The organism is Kitasatospora sp. NPDC093550, from assembly GCF_044764985.1.
Classification (GTDB): Bacteria; Actinomycetota; Actinomycetes; order Streptomycetales; family Streptomycetaceae; genus Kitasatospora.
In genome coordinates this window covers 136447-155439 of the sequence record NZ_JBIWJF010000002.1, presented here as the reverse complement: position 1 = coordinate 155439, position 18993 = coordinate 136447, and the positions used below count along the sequence as shown (strand labels likewise).

Sequence of the window (18993 nt, the reverse complement as noted above, 5' to 3'; positions counted from 1 at the left end):
GGCGCTCACGGGCCCGCCACGCGGCGGCCGGCGGCGGTGCGGACACGGCCGATCCGCGCGGCCCAGGCGCGCATCCGGCACGGCGCCCGGGGCGGCCCGTCTCAGGGCGTCCGGGCGTCCGTGGTGAGGGCCGTCAGCAGGGGCTCCAGGAAGCGCTGTTCGAGTCGGCCCGGCGGCAGCTGTTCGGGTTCGACGTAGCTCTGGGCCAGGCCGCCCTCGCGGATCGCGATCAGCAGACGGGCGACGTCGTCGGGGTCGGCGGTGAGGGTGCGGCCGGCCCGGGCGAGGTGGTCGGTGAGGGCGCGGGCCAGTTCGGCGCGCAGCCGGGCGTCGTGCCGGGCGAGCACCCAGGCGGCCTGCGGGTCGCGGATGGCGTGCAGGGTGAACTCGGTGGTGACCAGGTACCAGTCGCGTTCGGCGGGTTCGACCTCGCAGAGGACCTCGACCAGGGACTGCACGGTGAGGTCCTCGGTGGCGATCGAGTCGACCAGCTCGGTCATCCGCCGGACGATCCGGTCGCTGTGCGCGTCGAACAGCGCCAGGAACAGCTCCTCCTTGCTGCTGAAGTTGGAGTAGAAGGCGCCCCGGGTGTAGCCGGCCCGCTCGCAGATCTGCTCGATGGCGGCGGCGCGGAAGCCGTGCTCGGCGAAGGTCTCCAGGGCGGCCTGGAGCAGGGCCGCGCGGGTGCGCGGGCGTCGTTTGGTCTCACCCTTGGGCATCGTGGCGTCCCGGTTCGGTCGGAATGTCGCCGGTCGTGAGAACGGCCGATCGGATCCATTGGCGTATCGGATACATCATTGTATCTTCTGGCCATGAGCACCCCACCGCCTTCCGGCGCGGGCACCGCGCTGCCCGCCGCGCTCGCCTCCGCCGTCGGTCCGCTGCCCGCCGGTGTCACCCTGCCGCTGCCGCCGAGCTTCGACTCGCCGGCCGCCGAACGCCGCTACCGCAAGGAACAACTCGCCGCCGGCTTCCGGCTGTTCGGCCGGTTCGGCTTCTCCGAGGGGGTGGCCGGGCACATCACCGTGCGCGACCCCGAGCACCCCGACCGCTTCTGGGTGAACCCCTTCGGGATGCCCTTCAGCATGATCAAGGCCTCGGACCTGGTCCTGGTCGACCACGAGGGCACCCTGCTGCACGGCAGCCGGCCGGTGAACCGGGCCGCGTTCGTGATCCACTCCCAGGTGCACGCGGCCCGCCCGGACGCGATCGCCGCCGCCCACGCGCACTCGCTGCACGGCAAGGCCTTCTCCAGCCTGGGCATCGGGCTCGACCCGCTCACCCAGGACGCCTGCGCCTTCTTCGAGGACCACGGGCTGTACAGCGACTACCGGGGCGTGGTCAACGAGGTCGACGAGGGGAAGCGGATCGCGGCGGCGCTCGGCACGTACAAGGCGGTGATCCTGCAGAACCACGGGCTGCTGACCGTCGGCGGGTCGGTCGCCGAGGCCGTGTGGTGGTTCGTCACGATGGAGCGCTCCTGCCAGGCCCAGCTGCTCGCGATGGCGGCCGGCACCCCCAAGCACATCGACCGGGAGACCGCGCTGATCACCCGCGGGCAGGTCGGCAGCGGGCTGGCCGGCTGGTTCCAGGCCCAGCCGCTGTTCGAGCAGATCGCCGCGAGCGATCCGGACCTGGTGAACTGACTCCCCCGCTCCCACCCGGCGGCCTGCCCGCCTGCCCCCTCGCCCCTCCACGAAGGACGCCACGAGTGCACAAGGAACCCCGGATCGCGGTCTTCGGCGCGGGCAGCATCGGCTGCCACCTCGGGGGCATGCTGGCCGGCCCGGCGGAGGTCACGCTGATCGGGCGGCCCGCGGCGATGGCCGCCGTCGAGCGGGACGGCCTGACGCTCACCGGGCCCGGCCCCGCCCGGCGGGAGGTGCGGGGGCTGGGCGTCGCCGCCGACGCGGCCGCCGCCGCGACGGCCGACTACGTGCTGGTGACCGTCAAGTCCGCCGACACCCGGGCTGCCGCCCGCGAGCTGGCCGGGCGGCTGGCGGCCCACGCGGTCGTGATCAGCTTCCAGAACGGCCTGCACAACCCCGAGGAGCTGCGGGCGGAGCTGCCGGGCCACCGGGTGCTCGCCGGCATGGTCCCGTACAACGTGCTGCGCACCGGGCCGGCCGCCGTCCACCAGGGCAGCGGCGGTGCGCTCATGGTCGAGGAGGACCCGGCCGCCCGCCCGTTCGCCGCGGCGGCCCGGGCCGGCGGGCTCCGGCTGGAGCTCCACCCGGACATGCCCGGGGTACAGGCCGCGAAGCTGCTGATGAACCTGAACAACGCGGTGAACGCCCTCTCCGGACTGCCGCTGCGCGAGCAGCTCGGCGCCCGGGCGTACCGCGCCTGCCTCGCCCGGTGCCAGCGGGAGGCGCTCGCCGTCTTCCGTGCGGCGGGCGTCGCGCCCGCCCGCCTCGGCCCGGTGCCGCCGCGCTGGATGCCGCCGGTCCTCGGACTGCCCGACGCGCTGTTCCGCCGGGTGGCCGCCGCCAGTCTGCGGATCGACGCCCGGGCCCGCTCCTCGATGTGGGAGGACCTGGAGCGCGGCCGGCCGACCGAGATCGACTCGCTCCAGGGCGAGGTGATCGCCCTCGCCGCCCGCCACGGACTGCCCGTACCGGCCAACACCCGGCTGGCCGCCCTGGTCCGCGAGGCCGAGCGGGCCGCCCCGGGCACCGCCCGCCGCTGGTCGGGCCCCGACCTCCTGGCGGCCCTCGGCTCCCCCTGAGCCAGCAGCGCCCTCACATGCTCGCCTGGACGTCACGGCCGGCACCCGCTCGCGCGAACGGCACGGCCGGCCACCCGACGCCGGGCTCAGACCGCGACGCCGTACCGGGACGGGGTGACCGCCAGCGCGGGACCGTCCTCCGGCGGCGCCGGCCGTACCGCGTCCGGGGTGAGGCCGGTGCCCGCCCAGGCCTGCCACTCGCGCGGGGAGACCCCGTAGGCGGCCCGGAACGCCCGGCTGAAGTGACTGGCGCTCACGAAGCCCCAGCGGCCCGCGACGGCGGCCACGGTCGGCCGGCCCGAGGTCGGGCGGGCGAGGTCCCGGCGGCACATGTCCAGCCGCTGGCGCTGGATCCAGCGGGTGACCGTCATCCCCTCGAAGCGGAAGAGCTTGTGCAGGTAGCGCACCGAGACGAAGTGGGCGGCCGCGATCCGCTCCGGTGACAGCTCCGGATCCCCCAGGTGCCGCAGGATGTGGTCCTTCACCCGGGCCAGCGTGGCCAGCGCCGCCTCGGGCGCCTCCGGGACGGACCGGCCGCGGCGCTCGTCGGCGAGCGCCGCGAGCAGGTCCAGCGCGGTGACGGCGAGCCAGGAGGCCAGCTGCGGCTCCATGGTGTCGGCGGAGCGGGACAGGCACTCCAGGTACGCGGCGACCAGCCGGGGGGTGGCCTCGCGGGTGTCGAAGGCCGTGGCGGTGAGCACCCGCAGGTCCTCCTCGGAGACGCCGACCGCCGAGCGCGGCCAGTGGAAGGCCGTGAAGGCGAAGGGATCCGGCAGCTCCTTGGCGAACGGCCGCCCGGCGTCGGAGATCGCGAAGGTGCCCGGCCGCAGCTCCACCCGGTGGCCGTCCTGGACCAGCCGGGCGGTGCCGCGGTGCTGGAGCGCGAGGGTGAGGTGGTCCTCCCCGCCGCGGGCGATCAGCCCGGCGCTGCGCTCGACCCGCTGCGGGCCGGCCTGCACCAGGGAGACCTGGAGGGAGCCCAGGCGGTGGTTGGTGATCGTCGCGGGGGCCGGCTCCGTTTCGAGCAGGGCCACGTCCAGCGGGATGAAGGTGTGGGCGACCGCCTCGTGCCAGTACTCGGCGCGGTCGGCGGACGGCACCCGGGCGGTGTCGAGAACGACGGACATCGGTACTCCTCCGTACTGCTCGGGCCCCGGAACCGGTCATGAGGACGGGGCACGGGAACGGCCACCGGGAACGGTCAGCGGGAACGGTCAGCGGGAACGGTTCAGCGGGAACGGGTCACCAGGCGCGGCTGTGCAGGGCGATGTGCACGGTGTCGACGGCCTGGACCAGCGCGGCGCGGGCGGTGCCGGTGGGGCGGCTCGTGCCGAGCAGCAGGAAGCCGTGCACGGCCCCCTGGTAGCGCATCGCCACCACCGGTACCCCGGCAGCCCGGAGCCTCGCCGCGTAGGCCTCGCCCTCGTCCCGCAGCACGTCGGCCTCGGCGGTGACCACCAGCGCCGGCGGCAGTCCGGCGAGCCGCTCCAGGGAGGCGCGCAGCGGCGCGGCGGTGGCCTCGGCCCGGCGCCGCCGGTCGGGCAGGTAGTCGTCCCAGAAGCGGCGCATGTGGTCGCGGTGCAGGAAGTACCCCGTCGCGAACCGGTGGTAGGACGGCGTGTCGAAGTCGGCGTCGGTCACCGGGCACAGCAGCACCTGGTGGAGCAGCGGCACGCCGCCGCGCTCCCGGGCCACCAGGGTCAGCGCCGCCACCAGGTTGGCCCCGGCGGAGTCGCCGACGGCGGCCATCCGCCGTCCCTCCAGGCCGATCTCGTGGCCGTGCGCGTGGATCCACCGGGCCGCCGCGTAGCACTGCTCGACGGCGACCGGGTAGCGGGCCTCGGGCGACCGGGCGTAGTCCACGTAGACCACGGCGGCGTCGGTACCCAGCGCGAACTCCCGGATCAGCCGGGCGTAGCAGGCGGCGTCGCCGAGCGACCAGCCGAGGCCGGGCAGGAACAGCACCACGGGGCTGGGCTCGACGGCGCCGACGGGTCTGGTCACCTGGACGTGCACCCGCCCGGTCGGTCCGCAGGGCAGGGCGAGCCATTCGCTGGTGGTGCCGTAGGGGTCGCCGTCGTCCGGGTCCGCGCCGAAGGTGTCGTCCGGCAGGCCGGTGGGTCCGTCGGACAGACCGTAGGAAGCGCCGTCGGAAAGGCCGTCCGAAAGGCCGTCGGAGCGCCCGCCAGGACGCCCGTCGGCCGGCTCGTCGGACGACGTGAGGAAGGAGAGGTCCGGCAGTTCCGTCGCGGACCGGCCGGCTCCGGCGTCCAGGAACTCCTGGAGCGCCCGGTCGAGGACCGGTCGCCGGTCGGGCTGGGGGGTGGGGTCGGACAACTCTTCGCTCCTGGCTTCGGTCGACGGGCACGGCGGTTCCGTGTGTGCCCCGGCCGTGGTGGCCTGTTCATGCCCTTCGGCGGGCGGGTCGGCGGCTCGTCAGCCGGCGTCGTCGTGCCGCAGGGCGCGCCACTCGCGCGGCGAGACGCCGTAGGCGGCCCGGAAGGTCCGGCTGAAGTGCGCCGGGTTGACGAAGCCCCACCGCTGGGCGACCACCGACACGGTGGGCACGGCGCGGCCGCGCCGGGCGAGTTCGCGGGCGCAGGCGTCCAGGCGGAGCTGCTGGACGAGGCGGCTCACCGTCACGCCCTCGCCCTCGAAGAGCCGGTGCAGGTAGCGCACCGAGATGTGGTGGGCCTGCGCGATCCGCTCGGGGGTCAGGCCCGGGTCGCCCAGGTGCCGGTCGATGTGCGCCCGGATCCGGCCCACCAGGTGGGCGTTCGGGCCGGCCGGCCGGTCCGCCGTCCGGGCCGAGGCCAGCTGGGCGATGAGCGCGCTGAACAGGTCGGCGACGCTGCCGGCCAGCCGGTCCCCGACCGGGGTGGGATAGGTGGGCGCGGAGGAGGCGAGGACGCCGAGGACGGAGAGCAGCACCGGTCCGCAGCCCTCCGCGGGCCCGACGGCGGTCGCGGAGGCGTGCCGCAGCTCGCTCTCCGGCACTCCCAGGAGGCGGCGCGGCACGTGGAAGAGGTGGGTGCGGAACCGCTCCGGGTAGTCCACGGCGTACGGCCGCGCCGTGTCGTACAGGACCAGCCCGCCCGGCGGCACCTCCGCGCGGCGCCCGTCCTGCTCCAGCACGGCGCGGCCGGAGACCTGGACGCCGACCCCGACCTGCGGCTCGCTCCGCGGCACCCGCGCGATCAGCGCGGCCGTACGGGTGAGCCGGGCGGCGTCCGCCTCCAGGGTGGAGATCCGCACGTACCCGAGCCGGTGCGACTCCAGGAGCCCGTCGAACGGGCGCCCGGTGTGCGGGCGCACCTCCAGGGGCACCAGCGTCCGCGACACCGCCCCGCTCCAGAACGCCGCCTTCTCGCCGTCCGCGACCGCCGCCGTCGTCACCCGCACGCCCATCTCACCCTCCTTCCGCCGGAACTACCGCGCAGTCTCAGCCTGGGGGGTGCGCGCGACGGGTCGGTAGGTCATCTGACTGTCGTGTTCGGGCGGCGGGCGGCGAGGCCCGGTGAGGCGGGCGGCACGGAGCGCCCGGCCGGGTGTTCCGGCAGGTCAGGAGGGTGCGGCGGCAGATGGACCGGCGGGTGGGCTGCCGGGTGCGCCGGAGGGTGGGTCAGCCGCCGTCGAGGGCGTGGGCGAGGGCCGCCCTCGTGGTGATGCCGAGCTTCGGGAAGATCTTGTACAGGTGGGCCCCGACGGTGCGCGGCGACAGCTGCAGCCGGAGGCCGATCTCCTTGTTGGTCAGACCGGTCGCGGCCAGCCGGGCGATCCGCAGTTCCTGGCCGGTCAGCTCGGCGGCCCCCTCGGCCGGTGCGTCCGGCGCCTGGGCCACCGAGTCGCCCGCGGCCCGCAGCTCCTCCTCGCACCACGCCGCCCAGGGGTCGGCCTGGAGGCGGCGGAACACGTGGTGGGCCGCGCGCAGCGCCTCGCGGGCGCCGGGCCGGTGGCGGCGGCGAAGCCAGGACCCGTGCGCCAACCGCACGCGGGCGAGGTCGAAGGCCCACTGCTCGGCGCCCGGCACCGCGCAGGCGGCGCGGTAGGCGGCGTCGGCCTGGTCGTCCTCGGCGGCCAGCGCGGTGGCGGCCGCGAACAGGAAGGCGTGACGGTCGGAGATCTCCGCGGAGCGGGCGGCGGCTCCGGCCGCCAGGTGGGCCCGGGCCTCCTCGCGCCGGCCGGTGTGCACGGCGGCCGTCACCAGGTCGAGGACCAGCGCGTGGTGCCAGGGCGGGCCGCCGATCACGCGGCCGGGCGGGGTGAGCTCGCAGAAGTGGGCGTACGCCTCCTCGTAGCGGCGGTGGGCGAGCGCGGCCAGGCCGCGCAGGTGGGTCAACCGGTCGAGGACGTACCGCATCCGGGCGCGGGTGGCGACCGGTCGGACGGTCCGCTCGACCTCCCGGAGCCCGGCCTCGTCCCCGCGCCCGGCCAGGAAGTGGGCGTAGTACTGGCGGAACATCAGGGCGTTGGTGTGGTAGCCGAGCTCGTCCGCGATCTCGGCCTCGCGCAGGCAGACGGCCGCGCGGTCCCAGTGCCCGAGCAGGTAGTCCTGGTGGCACTTGGCCTTGGCCACCGAGCCCTGGGTGGCGTAGCCGTGCAGCCCGGTGAAGCGCTGCCACAGGTCGCCCACCGGGCAGTCCAGCGCCGAGGCGGTCCACAGCAGCAGCCAGGCGGCGCCGGCCTCCTGTTCCTCCGTCATGCCCTCGGCCACCGTCCGCAGCGCGGCGGCCGCGTCCGGGCCCGGGTCGGTCCAGGCCCGCAGGCACAGCCGGCCCGCCTCCGAGACGTTCTCCCGGTGCCGTTCGAGGGCGCGCCAGGCCCACGGGTCGTCGGTGTAGGTGGCGGCCAGCAGGAGCTTGAAGTAGGCCTGCTCGACCAGCCCGCCGAAGGTGTCGGCGCCCGGCGCGGTCAGGGTGTCGAGGGCCGCGGGCAGCAGCGCGGCGGAGGACTCGAAGTCGACGTGGTGGCTCTGGTCGGCGTAGACCACCGCGTACGAGAACAGCGGGGCGATGTCCGACGGGACGGTGCTGCTCTTCAGCTCCTCCACCAGCGCGGCGGTGTGGCGCAGCTGGCCGCCGCGGGCGGACATGACCGCGGCCCAGGTGAGCCGGCGGACGCGGTCGCAGGAGCTGGGGCTGAGCGCGGCGGCGCGTTCGAGCAGCAGCGCGCCCTCGGCGTCGCCGCCGCGGTCGGCGAGGTCGCGGCCGGCCTCCTGGAGGCGGTGTGCGAGGTCTCCGTCGGGGAGCAGGGCGGCGGACGCCTCGTGGACCAGCCGTCGGGGGTCGTCCGGCGCCAGGGCGTCGGACAGCGCGCGGTGCGCCTCCCGGCGCTCGGTGTCGGAGGCGGCGGAGACGACGGCGGTCCGGACCAGGGGGTGACGGAACACCAGCTGGCCGGCCGGGTCGAGCCGGGCCAGACCGTCCGTCTCGATCCGCTCCAGGATCTCCCGGGCGTCGTCGTCGGCGAGGGCGCGCAGCCACTCGCCGCTGCCGGACTCGGGGCCGGCGGCCAGCGCGCCGAGCAGGAGCAGACGGCCGACCTCGGGCGTCACGGCCTCCAGCCGCTCGGCGAACATCCGCTCCAGCTTGCGCCCCAGCGGCAGCCGTTCGGGCAGCGGGGCGGCCCCCCGCTGCTGGGCGGCCGCCAGCTGGCGCGGCAGCTCGACCAGGGCCAGCGGGTTGCCGGCCGCCTCGGTCAGCACGCGCTCCCGGGCGGGCGGGGCGAGTTCGGGGTAGTTGGTGCCCAGCAGCAGCGCCGCGTCCGCCCGGGGCAGGGCCTGGAGGTCGACGGCCTCGGCCGACCAGGTCTGGGCGGCGGTGCCGTCCGGGCGGGTGGCGCCGACGATGACCACCGGCAGGTCGGCGCAGCGCCGGTGCAGGAAGGCGAAGACGGTCGCGCTCGACGAGTCGAACCAGTGCAGGTCGTCCAGGAGCAGCAGCACGGGTGCGGTCCGCGCCGCCTCCTCCAGCAGCACCAGGGCGGCGGCGCCGACGGCGAAACCGCTCGGCGTGCCGGAGCGGACGCCGAGCGCGCTCTCCAGGGCCTCCCGCTGGTGCGCGGAGAGGGCGCCGGACCGCTGGAGCGGGGACCAGAAGGCCTGGTGGAGGGCGCCGAACGCGAGGTCCGTCTCGGCCTCCGCGCCGACCGCGCGCAGCACGGTGAAGCCGCGCTCGCGCGCCGCGCGCTCCACCCAGCCCAGCAGCGTGCTCTTGCCGACGCCGGCCTCGCCGCGCAGCAGCACGGTGGAACCGCTCCCGCCGTCCACGGCCTGGACCAGCGCGGCGGTCAGCAGCTCCGTCTCGCGCTGCCGTCCGACCAGGCTCGGAAACCGCCTGTCCTGCGCCACTCCTCATCCCCCTCGGGTCCGGTCCGCCCGTTCCCCGGGCACCCAAGGTTACCGCCCGCCGGAGGTCCCCGGTGCCGTGCGTCCCGGCGGGAAGGGGGCTCTGGTCTGCGGTGATGCCCGTACGGTATCGACCTTCCGGGCCGGCTCGCGGCGCGGGCGGTCCCGGGACGGGGGATCGGGGCGGACGGGTCAGGCGGTCGGGGCGAGGGTGTCGTCGAAGGTGGCGGCCGCGAGGCCGAAGGACAGCGTCATGCCGATGCCCGAGGTGACCGAGAGGGCGCGGACGCCGGGTGCCAGGTCGCGCACCAGCAGGGGGCCGCGGGAGCTGCTCGCGTAGACGCCCTGCCAGCGTTCGAGGATCCGCAGGCGCTCCACGCCCAGGACCTTCGCGACCGCGCCGGTCAGCAGTTCGTGGGTGCGCTCGTCGATGAACGGCGGGGTGGTGGCGTCGTAGTGGTGCGAGTCGCCGACCAGCACGGTGCCGTCCGGGAGCCGGGTGAACATCACATTGGCGCCGATCTCCAGCAGTTCGGCGCTGTGCCCCAGGACCTCCTCGCGCAGCCGGGCGGCCGACGGGCGGGCGGTGAAGGCGTCGTAACGGAGCATCGAGGTGGCGGTCAGCACCGCGGAGTCGGTGCGGAAGCCGGCCGGGGCCTCGGCCCGGGCCATGGTGAGCCGGCAGCGCTGGATCCCGTGGTCCTCGGCGAGGTCGGGGAACAGGTAGTCCAGGTCGTGGCCGACGCAGATCAGGATCCGGTCGCCGTGCACCGGGCCGCGCGTGGTGTGGACCGTCCCGGACTCGACGCCGGTGACGGCGGTGCCCCACAGGACGCGGCCGCGCGGCTGCTCGGCCACCCAGCGGGCCAGGCCGGGCGCCGCCTCGCGCGGGTTCACCCGCAGGTCGGCGGGCAGCAGCGCGCCGCCCACCAGGTCGCCGGCCGCGCCGTCGGCCCGGCCGAGCAGTTCGGCGGTCTGCGCGGCGGTGCGCAGCTCGACGGCGTCGCCGCCGCGCTCGGCCCGCAGCTCTTCGAGGACGGCCGCCTCGGTCGCGGACCGGGCCACCACCAGGGTCCCGGCCTCGGCGGCCCAGATGCCGGCGGCCTCGGCGGCGCGCAGCCAGCCGGGGCGGGAACGCTGGGCGAGGGCGAGCAGGTCGCCGTCCTGGGCGCTGATGCAGCAGTGGCCGAAGTTGCGGACCGAGGCGCCGACGGGCTGCCGGTCGCGCTCGACGACGGTGACGGAGAGCCCACGGCTCAGCGCCTCGAAGGCGTGGGCCAGGCCGATGATGCCGGCGCCGACGATCACCACGTCGCTGCGGCCGGGGTCGCCGGCGGACGTACGGGGGGTGGCGGACGTACGGGGGGCGGCGGAGGCGGTCGTGGGTGCGGTGCTGCTGCTCATGGCACCGGATTCGATCACTGTCGACGTTGACGGTCAAGACGTGTCTATACAAGTCACCGTTCGTTCATCTCCCCGAAGACCGCCGGACAGAGCTGGTTGTCCTGGGAAAAGACCAGGTGGACCGGCTTGAGAAGTTCCGTCCGCTGGTGCCATAGTCCACTTGTGAAGACAAGTGAGGACCTCCCTCTCCACCAGCGGCTCGGCGCCGAGTTCCGGCGCCGCATCGAGACCGGCGAGTGGCCCGAGGGCGAGCCGGTACCCAGCGAGTCCCAGCTCTGCGCCGAGTTCGGCACCTCCCGCGGCCCGGTCCGCCAGGCCCTGGCCATGCTGCGCAACGAGGGCAGCCTGACCGGCGGCCGCGGCAAGCCGCCCGTCGCCCGCCGCGCGGCCCCCTCCCAGCCGTTCGGCACCTTCCTGTCCTTCACCCAGTGGGCCCGCACCATCGGCCGCGAGCCCGGGCAGACGACCGTCGAGGTGGCCCGCCGCCGGGCGACCCCGGAGGCGGCGGCCCGGCTCGGCCTCGACGAGGGCGAAGCGGTCGTCGAACTGGTCCGGCTGCGGTTGCTGGACGGCGTTCCGGCCATGCTGGAGCGCTCCACCTTCGTCCACGAGGTCGGGCGCTTCCTGTTCGACTTCGACCCGGACACCGGTTCCGTCTACCGGGAGCTGCTGCGCCGGGAGGTCGACCTGCACCACGCCCGGCACACCATCGACGCCGTCGCCGCCGGGCCGCAGGACGCCGAGCTGCTCCGGGTCGCCGCCGGGGACCCGCTGCTGCGCGTGCGCCGGCTCACCACGTCGAGCCGGGGCGTACCGCTGGAGGACGCCGACGACCGCTACCTGCCGGCCATGGCCACCTTCACCATCGAGAACACCATCGAAGGCCGTACCGTCGTCGGCCGCTACCGCACCGAAGAGGACTGACACCGTGATCGAGCTCGCCGCCCTGGACATGGCCGGTACCACCGTCGACGAGGCCGGTGCCGTCTACCGCGCGCTGCGCACCGCCGTCGAGCGGACCGGCGTCACCGTCGCCGAGACCGACCTGCAGACCTGGATGGGCACCGACAAGCGCGAGGCCATCGCCGCCCTGATCCGCCTCGGCGGCGGCACCCCGACCCCGGAGCTGGTCGAGGAGGGCTACGCGGCCTTCGCCGCGTACCTGCGCGAGGCCTACCGGACCTCTCCCCCGCAGGCCATCGCGGGCGTCGAGGCCGCCCTGGCCGAGCTGCGCCGGCGCGGCATCAAGGTGGCGCTGACCACCGGCTTCAGCGACGACGTGGCGTACCCGCTGCTGGAGTCGCTGGGCTGGTCGGTCGGCGAGGGCGGCAACCTGGACGCGGTCGTCACCTCGGACGAGGTGCCGCGCGGGCGCCCGGCGCCGCACATGATCCACCGGGCGATGGAGAAGACCGGTGTCATCGACACCCGCCGGGTCCTGGTCGCCGGTGACACCGTCGTCGACGCCGAGGCCGGCGCCAACGCCGGAGCCGGGGTCGTCGTCAGCGTGCTGACCGGCGAGCTCTCCCGCGCCGACTTCGAGGGCCACCCGCACACCTACGTGCTGGACAGTGTCGCCGACATCCCGGCGCTCGCCGAGGCCCGGCCCGCGGCCTGAGCCGTACCGACCGTCGAGCCGCCGGGGTGCGGATGTCACCCCGGCGGCTCGCGTCGTCCACCGCCCCCGGCGGCCCGGCCTCAGCCGGCCGTTACTGCGGCGTCACGTAGGCGCCGGAGATGCCGCCGTCCACCAGGAAGGTGTTGGCGGTCATGAAGGAGGAGTCGTCGGAGGCCAGGAAGGCCACCGCGGCGGCGATCTCCTCCGGCTCGGCGAAGCGGCCGAGCGGGATGTGGACCAGGCGGCGGGCGGCCCGCTCCGGGTCCTTGGCGAACAGCTCCTGCAGCAGCGGGGTGTTCACCGGGCCCGGGCACAGGGCGTTGACCCGGATGCCCTCGCGGGCGAACTGCACGCCCAGCTCGCGGGACATCGCCAGCACGCCGCCCTTGGAGGCGCTGTAGGAGATCTGCGAGGTGGCCGCGCCCATCACGGCGACGAAGGAGGCGGTGTTGATGATCGAGCCCTTGCCCTGGCGCTGCATGTGCGGGATGGCGTACTTGCAGCACAGGTAGACGCTGGTCAGGTTGACCTCCTGGACCCGCTTCCAGGCGTCCAGGCCGGTGGTCAGGATGGAGTCGTCGTCCGGCGGGGAGATGCCCGCGTTGTTGAAGGTGATGTCGAGCCGGCCGTACTCGTCGACGGCGCGCTGGAAGAGGTCGCGCACCGCCGTCTCGTCGGTGACGTCGGCCTGGATGAACAGGCCGTCGACCTCGTTGGCGGCCTTGGCGCCGGTCTCGGCGTCGAGGTCGACGCAGACCACCTTCGCCCCCTCGGCGGCGAACCGGCGGGCGGTCGCCAGGCCGATGCCGCTGCCCGCGCCGGTGATGACGGCCACCCGGCCGTCGAGTCGCTGGGTCATGCTGATCACTCCTCCGTGGAGATGAAGACGTTCTTGGTCTGGGTGAAGGCGTCCAGGGCGTCCGGGCCGAGCTCGCGGCCGAGCCCGGACTGCTTGAAGCCGCCGAAGGGCGTGGTGTAGCGCACCGAGGAGTGCGAGTTGACGGACAGGTTGCCGGCCTCGACCCCGCGGGAGACCCGCAGGGCGCGCCCGAGGTCCCTGGTCCAGATGGAGCCGGAGAGCCCGTACTCGGTCGCGTTGGCGATCCGCAGGGCGTCCTCCTCGTCGCGGAACGGGACGACCGCGACGACCGGGCCGAAGATCTCCTCGGTGAAGGCGCGGTCGTCGTGCGCCACCGGCGCGAGGACGGTCGGCGGGTACCAGAAGCCGGGCCCCTCGGGGGCACTGCCGCGGAAGGCGACGGCCGCGCCGTCCGGGACGTACGAGGCGACCCGGGCCCGGTGGGCGGCCGAGATCAGCGGGCCCATCTCGGTCTTCTCGTCGTTCGGGTCGCCGACCCGCACCCCGCGGACGGCCGGCTCCAGCAGCGCCAGGAAGTCCTCGAACACGGAGGCCTCGACCAGGATCCGGGAGCGGGCGCAGCAGTCCTGGCCGGCGTTGTCGAAGACGGCGTACGGCGCGGTGGCGGCGGCCTTGGCGAGGTCGGCGTCGGCGAAGACGATGTTGGCGCTCTTGCCGCCGAGTTCGAGGGTGACCGGCTTCACCTGGGCGGCGCAGCCCGCCATGATCTCCTTGCCGACCCGGGTCGAGCCGGTGAACACCACCTTGCGCACGTCGGGGTGGGTGACGAAGCGCTGTCCGACCACCGGGCCGCGGCCGGGCAGGACCTGCAGCACGCCCTCCGGGACCCCGGCCTGCAGGGCGAGTTCGCCCAGGCGCAGCGCGGTGAGCGGGGTGAGCTCGGCCGGCTTGACGATCACGGTGTTGCCGGCGGCCAGCGCCGGGGCCAGCGCCCAGGCGGCGATCGGCATCGGGAAGTTCCAGGGGACGATCACCCCGACCACGCCGATCGGTTCCTGGAAGGTGACGTCGATGCCGCCGGCCACGGGGATCTGCCGGCCGAACAGCCGCTCGGGGGCGGCCGCGTAGTACTCGATGACGTCGCGGGCGTTGCCGGCCTCCCAGCGGGCGTTGCCGATGGTGTGGCCGGCGTTGGCGACCTCCAGGGCGGCGAGGTGCTCGCGGTCGGCGTCGACGGCGGCGGCGAAGGCGCGCAGCAGCCGGGCCCGGTCCGCGGGCGCCACCCGGCGCCAGCTGTCGAAGGCGGCGCGGGCGCGGGCGACGGCGGCGTCGGTCTCGGCGGGGCCGGCCAGTTCGAGGGTGGTGATCACCTCCTCGGTGGCGGGGTTGACGACCTCGTAGAGGTCCGGTTCGGTCATGGGCGGTTCTCCCGGGGACTGGCGGTGGTCAGGGGGGTGGCGGTGGCTGTCGGGCCACGGTCGCGGTCAGGGCGTGGCGGAGGCGATCAGGGCGTGGAACAGGCGCAGGTCGTCGAGGTCGGTCTCGGGGTGCCACTGGACGCCCAGCGCGAAGCGGTGGCCGGCCAGTTCGAGGGCCTCGACGATGCCGTCGGCGCTGTGGGCGGTGGCCCGCAGCCCGGCGCCGAGCCGGTCGACGGCCTGGTGGTGGTAGCAGGAGACCTCGGTGTCCGGCCCGAGCAGGGCGGCCAGCCGACTGCCGCCCACCAGGTCGATCCGCTGCCGGACGAAGCGGGCCGGGACGACCTGGTGGCTGCCGTCGGGCAGGTGCTGGACGAGGGTGCCGCCGAGTTCGACGTTGAGCAGCTGCATGCCGCGGCAGATGCCGAGCACCGGGAGGTCCCGGGTCAGGGCGCAGTGCAGCAGCATGCTCTCCCAGTCGTCCCGGGCCCGGTGGGGCGGGCCGGTGCGCGGGTCGGCGGCCGCCGCGTAGCGTGCCGGGTCGATGTCCGATCCCCCGGCCAGGACGAGTCCGTCCAGGGCGTCGAGCAGGTGCTCGGCCCCGCCGGGCTGCGGGGGCAGCAGCACCGGGGTGCCGCCCGCGCGGACCACGGCGTCGACGTAGGTCTGCGGCACCAGGGAGGCCCGCTGCCTCCAGACGGACCAGGCGGCCTCGTCCTGGTAGCTGGTGATGCCGATCAGCGGTCGGCGGCGGTCGTCGCGGATCACAGCCGCTCGAATCCGCGGCGCCGCTCCCAGTCGGTCACCGCCCTTTCGTAGGCCGCGAGTTCGGTGCGTCCGGCGTGGGTGTAGTGCCGCACCACGTCCTTGCCGAAGGCCTCGGTGGCGACGGCGCTGCGCTCGAAGGCGTCGACCGCGTCGCGCAGGGTGGCGGGCACCCGGGGCGCGTCGGAGGCGTAGGCGTTGCCGGTGAACTCCGGTTCGAGCTCCAGCTGCTGCTCGACGCCGTGGAGTCCGGCCGCGATCAGCGCGGCCACCGCGAGGTACGGGTTGACGTCACCGCCGGGGACGCGGTTCTCGAAGCGCAGCGACGGGCCGTGGCCGACCACCCGCAGGGCGCAGGTGCGGTTGTCGCGGCCCCAGGCGATGGCGGTGGGCGCGAAGCTGCCGGGCACGTACCGCTTGTAGGAGTTGACGGTGGGGGCGAGCAGCAGGGCGAAGTCGGCCAGGCAGGCGAGCTGCCCGGCGAGGAAGTGCTCCATGGTGCGGGAGAAGCCGTGCGGCCGGTCCCCGGCGAACACCGGCGCGCCCTGCTCGTCGCGCAGGCTGAGGTGGATGTGGCAGGAGTTGCCCTCGCGCTCGTCGTACTTCGCCATGAAGGTGAGGCTGCAGCCCTCCTGGGCGGCGATCTCCTTGGCGCCGGTCTTGTAGACGGTGTGGTCGTCGCAGGTGGTGAGGGCGTCGGCGTACTTGAAGGCGATCTCGTGCTGGCCGAGGTTGCACTCGCCCTTGGCGGACTCGACGGTGAGCCCGGCGCCGGCCATGCCGTTGCGGATCCGGCGCAGCAGCGGCTCGATCCGGCCGGTGCCGAGGACGGAGTAGTCCACGTTGTACTGGTTGGCGGGGGTCAGCTTGGCGTAGTCCTTGTCCCAGGCCTGCTCGTAGCTGTCCCGGAAGACGATGAACTCCAGCTCGGTGGCGGCCTTGGCGTGCCAGCCGTAGCCGGCCAGGCGGTCCAGCTGGCGCTGCAGGACCTGCCGCGGGGAGACGGTGACCGGGGTGCCGTCGTGGTGGACGACGTCGCACTGGACCATGGCGGTGGCGGGGTGCCAGGGCACCGACCGCAGGGTGGCGAGGTCGGGGCGCAGCACGAGGTCGCCGTAGCCGTTCTCCCAGGACGAGACCTCGTACCCGTCGACGGTGTTCATGTCGACGTCGACGGCCAGCAGGTAGCCGCAGCCCTCGGCGGCACCGGGCACCACGTCGGAGAGGAAGTAGTCGGCGGCGAGGCGCTTGCCCTGCAGGCGGCCCTGCATGTCGGTCATGGCGAGCACGACGGTGTCGACGGACCCGTCGGCGACGCGGGCGCGCAGCTCGTCGAGGGTGAGCCGGGGGCTGGTCATCGGATCTCCAGTTCGGTGTCGCGGGCGTCGGGTGCGGCCGGCGGGCCCTGGACGTGCGGCCCGGTGAACCAGTGCCGGGCGGAGGCCAGCCACCACACGCCGGCGAAGCCGACCACCACGGCCACCGCGACGGGGGTGTAGTTGAAGTTCTCGGCGGTGATGGGGTTGGTGGTGGGCAGCATGAACAGGACGGTGATCACCGCCGTCCAGGCGACCGCGAGGACGCCGATCGGCCGGCTCCAGCGCCCGAGGTGCCAGGGGCCGCGGACGAAGTCCTCGCCCTGGCGCAGCCGCAGGTACACCGGGATGACGTAGGAGATGTACAGGCCGATGACGGAGATGGAGGTCACGGCGGTGTAGGCGGTGTTGTTCCAGAGCGCGGGCAGGCCGAGCAGCAGCGCGCCGCCGGTCGCCAGCCAGACCGCGTTCGTGGGGGTCTGGGTGCGGGGGTCGATCCGGTGCCACAGGCGGGAGCCGGGCAGCGCGCCGTCCCGGGAGAAGGCGTAGATCATGCGGGAGTTGGCGGTGACGGAGGCCATGCCGCAGAAGAACTGGGCGCCGATGACGATCAGCAGCAGGACCTGGGCGCCGCCGGAGCCGATCGCGTCGATGAAGATCTGCGCGGGCGGGACCTCGGTGTCGCTGTTGAGCGCGCCGTCGTAGTCGCGGATCGCGAAGGTGATGCCGAGCAGGAGTATCCAGCCCGCGGCGAGCGAGACGGTGATGGCGTTGACGATGCCGCGGGGGCCGGAGCGGGCGGCGTCGTGGGTCTCCTCGGTCATGTGCGCGGAGGCGTCGTAGCCGGTGAGGGTGTACTGGGCCATCAGCAGGCCGAGCATCGCGACGTAGAACTGGTTCTGGAAGCCCGTGCCGTTGACGAACTCGGTGAGGACGAAGGAGGCCGAGGCGTGCTGGTCGGGGAGCACGGCGAGCGCGCCGACGATGACCGCGACGCCCACCAGGTGCCACCACACGGACACGCTGTTGAGGACGGCGACCAGGCGCACCCCCCGGGTGTTGAGCAGGCCGTGCACCAGCAGGATGACGGCGAAGATCTCGATGGTGTGCACCGGGCTGGCCTCGACGCCGAAGCGCAGCGTGAGGAAGGCGTTGGCGAAGAACGCGGCGCCGAAGTCGACGCCGGCGGTCACCGCGACCTGGCCGAGGAAGTTGAACCAACCGGTGAACCAGCTCCACGCGGGGCCGCGGCTGCGGCTCAGCTTGGCGGCCCAGTAGTACAGGCCGCCGGCGGTCGGGTAGGCGGAACAGATCTCGGCCATGGCGAGGCCGACGAAGAGCGTGAACAGGCCGACCACCGGCCAGCCCCAGATGATCAGGGCCGGGCCGCCGGTCTTCATGCCCGTCCCGTAGAGGGTCAGGCAGCCGGAGAGGATCGAGACGATGGAGAAGGAGACGGCGAAGTTGGAGAAGCCCGACATCGAACGGGCCAGTTCCTGGGTGTAGCCCAGTTCGCGGAGCCGTTGTTCGTCGGCGGAAACGGCGGCGGTGTTCTCCGGAAACACGACGGGGGAAGGCTGGTCGGGCGAGCGTGCGTCGGTCATGGGCACCCCTGGGGGTTGAGGGTGTGCCGGAGCGGACACGGCCACGACGGCGTGGCGCGCTCTCCCCGGCGGGTTCGACGGTCGGACGGCTCTTCAATGGTCTGGAATCAGGCCATTGGGTGGGTGAGCAGCATCGTTCCGGCTGGGCCGGGGCCGCGTCAAGAGCGGAGGAGGAACGCGACGGAACGAGTCCGGGCTCCCGCTCGTAGGTACGATTCCGGCGTGGACCTGGACGAAGCACGAGAACGGGCGCGGCTCGACTGGCGGGCCGGCGCGATCTTCCGCCCGGTCCGGACCGGCAACGCCTTCGAGGAGACCGTCGAGCGGCTGCTCCAGGCGATCAAGCTCGGCGTCTTCGGCCACGGCGACCGCCTCCCCGCCGAACGCGAACTCGCCGCCCGGCTCGGCGTCAGCCGCGAGACCCTGCGCGAGGCGCTGCGCACCCTCCAGCAGGCCGGCTGCGTCGAACCCCGCCGCGGCCGCTACGGCGGCACCTTCGTCACGTACCGGATGCCCGCCCCCGACGTCGCCGACCTGCGCCGGGCCGCCCGCGACCTCGGCGGCGCGCTGGAGGACGCCCTGACCTACCGGCAGGTGCTGGAGGTCGGGGCCGCCGAGGCCGCCGCCCGCCGCGAGCTCACCGCCGACCAGCGCGCCCACCTGGAGAGCCGGCTCGCCGACCTGGAGGACGCCCCCTCGGAGCAGTACCGGCAGTTGGACTCCCGGTTCCACCTCGCCATCGGCGAACTCACCGGCTCCCCCACCCTGGCCGCGGCCATCGCCGAGGCCCGGATGCGGCTCAACGACCTGCTCAACGCCATCCCCATGCTCGACCGCAACATCGAGCACGCCGCCGAGCAGCACCGCGCGATGGCCCGGGCCATCCTCACCGGCGACGGCGACGCCGCCCGCCGCGCCACCGAGGAGCACCTCGCCGCGACGGCCGCCCTGCTCCGCGCCTTCCTGGCCTGAGG

At 74.5% G+C, this 18993-nt stretch carries 16 protein-coding genes; 5 read left to right on the top strand and 11 right to left on the bottom strand.

Annotated elements, in window-relative coordinates:
• Positions 1 to 101 precede the first annotated feature (101 nt).
• Positions 102 to 719, bottom strand: a complete 618-nt coding sequence (locus tag ACIRD3_RS03865; RefSeq protein WP_402211146.1) for a TetR/AcrR family transcriptional regulator — start codon at positions 717 to 719, stop codon at positions 102 to 104.
• A 93-nt stretch (positions 720 to 812) separates the two neighbouring features.
• Here ACIRD3_RS03865 and ACIRD3_RS03860 point away from each other — a divergent pair, with 93 nt between their 5' ends.
• Positions 813 to 1646, top strand: coding sequence for a class II aldolase/adducin family protein (locus ACIRD3_RS03860; RefSeq protein WP_402211143.1), 834 nt, complete (start codon positions 813 to 815; stop codon positions 1644 to 1646).
• Positions 1647 to 1711: 65 nt separating this feature from the next.
• On the top strand, positions 1712 to 2728 hold the full coding sequence (locus tag ACIRD3_RS03855) for a 2-dehydropantoate 2-reductase (RefSeq protein WP_402211140.1): 1017 nt from the start codon (positions 1712 to 1714) through the stop codon (positions 2726 to 2728).
• 86 nt (positions 2729 to 2814) lie between these two features.
• Here the strand turns inward: ACIRD3_RS03855 and ACIRD3_RS03850 are convergent, their stop codons facing one another.
• The 5 genes from ACIRD3_RS03850 to ACIRD3_RS03830 all read right to left on the bottom strand — a co-directional run bounded on the left by ACIRD3_RS03850 (position 2815) and on the right by ACIRD3_RS03830 (position 10478).
• Entirely contained in the window at positions 2815 to 3855 is a 1041-nt protein-coding gene (locus ACIRD3_RS03850) for a helix-turn-helix domain-containing protein (protein WP_402211138.1), read from the bottom strand.
• A gap of 115 nt (positions 3856 to 3970) precedes the next feature.
• Positions 3971 to 5065 (bottom strand): alpha/beta hydrolase, encoded by a 1095-nt coding sequence (locus tag ACIRD3_RS03845; protein ID WP_402211135.1) that lies wholly within the window; start codon positions 5063 to 5065, stop codon positions 3971 to 3973.
• Positions 5066 to 5164: 99 nt separating this feature from the next.
• Positions 5165 to 6136: a helix-turn-helix domain-containing protein gene (locus tag ACIRD3_RS03840; protein WP_402211132.1), complete on the bottom strand. Its 972-nt coding sequence runs from the start codon at positions 6134 to 6136 to the stop codon at positions 5165 to 5167.
• 214 nt (positions 6137 to 6350) lie between these two features.
• Positions 6351 to 9077, bottom strand: coding sequence for a BREX system ATP-binding domain-containing protein (locus tag ACIRD3_RS03835; protein ID WP_402211129.1), 2727 nt, complete (start codon positions 9075 to 9077; stop codon positions 6351 to 6353).
• 189 nt (positions 9078 to 9266) lie between these two features.
• Entirely contained in the window at positions 9267 to 10478 is a 1212-nt protein-coding gene (locus ACIRD3_RS03830) for a TIGR03364 family FAD-dependent oxidoreductase (protein ID WP_402211126.1), read from the bottom strand.
• A 162-nt stretch (positions 10479 to 10640) separates the two neighbouring features.
• On the opposite strand from ACIRD3_RS03830, the gene ACIRD3_RS03825 reads away from it, so the two are divergent.
• Entirely contained in the window at positions 10641 to 11402 is a 762-nt protein-coding gene (locus ACIRD3_RS03825) for a GntR family transcriptional regulator (protein WP_402211123.1), read from the top strand.
• A gap of 4 nt (positions 11403 to 11406) precedes the next feature.
• Positions 11407 to 12096 carry a phosphonatase-like hydrolase gene (locus tag ACIRD3_RS03820; protein WP_402211120.1) on the top strand — a complete coding sequence of 230 codons (690 nt, stop codon included), beginning with the start codon at positions 11407 to 11409 and terminating at the stop codon, positions 12094 to 12096.
• 91 nt (positions 12097 to 12187) lie between these two features.
• Here ACIRD3_RS03820 and ACIRD3_RS03815 read toward each other — a convergent pair whose 3' ends face one another.
• The 5 genes from ACIRD3_RS03815 to ACIRD3_RS03795 form a co-directional block, all read right to left on the bottom strand.
• Complete coding sequence (locus ACIRD3_RS03815; RefSeq protein WP_402211117.1) at positions 12188 to 12955, bottom strand: 3-oxoacyl-ACP reductase; 768 nt, start codon at positions 12953 to 12955, stop codon at positions 12188 to 12190.
• A gap of 5 nt (positions 12956 to 12960) precedes the next feature.
• A complete protein-coding gene (locus ACIRD3_RS03810) occupies positions 12961 to 14334 on the bottom strand; it encodes an aldehyde dehydrogenase family protein (RefSeq protein WP_402211114.1) in 1374 nt (457 codons plus the stop codon).
• A gap of 66 nt (positions 14335 to 14400) precedes the next feature.
• On the bottom strand, positions 14401 to 15102 hold the full coding sequence (locus ACIRD3_RS03805) for a gamma-glutamyl-gamma-aminobutyrate hydrolase family protein (RefSeq protein ID WP_402211111.1): 702 nt from the start codon (positions 15100 to 15102) through the stop codon (positions 14401 to 14403).
• A complete protein-coding gene (locus tag ACIRD3_RS03800; RefSeq protein ID WP_402211109.1) occupies positions 15099 to 16457 on the bottom strand; it encodes a glutamine synthetase family protein in 1359 nt (452 codons plus the stop codon). Before ACIRD3_RS03800 ends, ACIRD3_RS03805 begins: the two co-directional genes overlap by 4 nt.
• A complete protein-coding gene (locus ACIRD3_RS03795; RefSeq protein ID WP_402211106.1) occupies positions 16454 to 18019 on the bottom strand; it encodes an amino acid permease in 1566 nt (521 codons plus the stop codon). The genes ACIRD3_RS03800 and ACIRD3_RS03795 overlap by 4 nt, the downstream gene beginning before the upstream one ends.
• Positions 18020 to 18241: 222 nt before the next feature.
• Between ACIRD3_RS03795 and ACIRD3_RS03790 the strand changes: the two genes are divergently transcribed.
• The gene (locus tag ACIRD3_RS03790) at positions 18242 to 18991 is read left to right on the top strand and encodes a FadR/GntR family transcriptional regulator (RefSeq protein WP_402211103.1); all 750 of its coding nucleotides are present in this window, start codon (positions 18242 to 18244) and stop codon (positions 18989 to 18991) included.
• Positions 18992 to 18993: the final 2 nt, after the last annotated feature.